We start from the raw sequence: 1,799 nt of genomic DNA, 5'->3' as shown, positions 1-1,799 counted from the left end.
TCCCTCGACCGGGCGAGAGCGTCGAGCCGAGCGCGCCACCCGCGCCGGAGAGGTGGTGGCCGTCGCTGCCGTGGCAGACCGCCCTCGAGGCGCCGATTGTGTCGTCCGGGATCGGCTGAGGACTGGCGGCGTCTCAACGTCCCACCCTCCCGACCTCGATGCGCCTCGCTCTCTTCACCCTCCTCTTCCTCGTCGCCACCGGCTGCGACAGCTCCAGCGACGAGCTCCGCCTCGACAACGACTACTACGTTGGTTCGTGGGAGTTGGTCAGCGTCAGCGACGGCAACGGCGACCAGACGGCGCTCATCAACACGCTCGTCGACGACCTGACGGCCGACTTCGAGCAGGACGGGGGCTTCCGATTGGACGCCGACCTGAACAGCCTCCTCAACACGCTGGGCCAAGAGGACATCGTGATCGAGGGCACGTACACGGCCCAGCCGGATGTCCCCGCCCTCGTCCTCCAGGCTGACGGGTTCGCCCCGTCCTTCCAGGTCTCGGCCGACACTCGGGAGACGGTCGCGCTGACCGCTCCGGCAGCCGTCGTCGGGCAACTCCTCGGCCCCCTCGACGCCATCAACCTTGCCGGCGACGTCACGCTGACGGTCCGCCGCATCTAGTGCGGGCTGTCCTCGTCGCGCTTCTTCTGTCGGTCTCGGCGAGCGCCCAGACCGGCACCATCGAGGGCGTCGTCTTCGAGGCCGAGACCGGCCTCGCCGTCGTGGGCGCGGCCGTGAGGGTGGACCTCGGTGACCTCGGCGGTCAGAGAGATGTCACCTACGAGGTCAGCGTTGCCACGGACGCCACCGGCCGGTTTCTCATCGAGGCCGTCCCGACCGGCCGGCACTCCGTTCGCGCCCAAGCCCTCGGCTACACCCGTCTCGACACGACCGTCACCGTCCTCGAGGGCGCGGTCACCACCCTCGAGGTCTCGCTTCGCCCGACCGTCCTCGAGGGTGCCGAGGTCGTGGTCCAGGCGCGACGTAGCGAAACGGCCACGCGCGCTGACGCGCCGGTGCTCTTGGTGCCGCAGTCCGTCGCCGTCGTCGGGGCGAGCGTCCTAGACGGGCAGAACGCCTTGGACGCCCAAGACGCGCTGCGGAACGTGCCGGGCGTCTCGGTCCAAGTCCAAGGGCAGCCCGGTGGCATCCCCGTCCTGCGCGGCTTCGCGACCGACCAGACCGGCGGCGGCGTGCGCCGCAACGGCGTCGAGGTGCCGTACCTGTCCGACGGGTTGCAGGCCAACGTCGAGCGCGTCGAGGTGCTCCGTGGCCCAGCCTCGGTCCTCTACGGCCGACTCGAGCCGGGCGGCGTCGTCAACTTTATCACCGAGACGCCGCGTGACGAACAGCACGTCGAGGCCGAGGTCGGAGGCGGGACGTTGGGCTCGGGCCGAGTCGTCCTCGATGCGGGCGCGCCCGTCGGCACCGTCACCACGCGGCTCAACGCGTCGCTCGACCAGACCGGATTTGACCGTGACGACGTCACCTCGAGGACGGCCTTCGTCGCGCCCGCCGCGCGCTGGAAACCGTCTCCCAGTCTGACGCTCAACCTCGAGGGCGAGGCCGTCGCCGCCGAGACGACGATCGACCCGGGCTTGGCCGGGCTCGGAAGGACCCTGTCCGACCTCGAGGCCGTCCCGCGCGACCGTTTCCACGGCGAGCCCGACGCCGTCCACGACTGGCGCTCGGCCGGACTGTTCACGAATGCCGAATGGTCGCCCTCGAGGTCGGCCGCGGTCCGCAGCGGCGTGTCGCTGGCGCGATACCGCCTGAAACGAGACTTCCTCGACCTCGACG

At 70.6% G+C, this 1,799-nt stretch carries 2 protein-coding genes; both read left to right on the top strand.

From position 1 onward, the window contains the following. Window positions 1-158: 158 nt before the first annotated feature. Window positions 159-620, top strand: a complete 462-nt coding sequence (locus tag WBA11_RS18280) for a hypothetical protein (RefSeq protein ID WP_424522068.1) — start codon at window positions 159-161, stop codon at window positions 618-620. Then, window positions 620-1,799, top strand: a 1,180-nt coding sequence (locus WBA11_RS18275) for a TonB-dependent receptor plug domain-containing protein (protein ID WP_424522067.1), incomplete at its 3' end; no start/stop codon positions are given. The genes WBA11_RS18280 and WBA11_RS18275, both read left to right, overlap by 1 nt.

The organism is Rubrivirga sp. (assembly GCF_049648075.1).
In the GTDB taxonomy this organism is placed as follows: domain Bacteria; phylum Bacteroidota; class Rhodothermia; order Rhodothermales; family Rubricoccaceae; genus Rubrivirga.
Note: the sequence above shows the minus strand (reverse complement) of the source record. Positions and strands in the feature narration are given on the sequence as shown.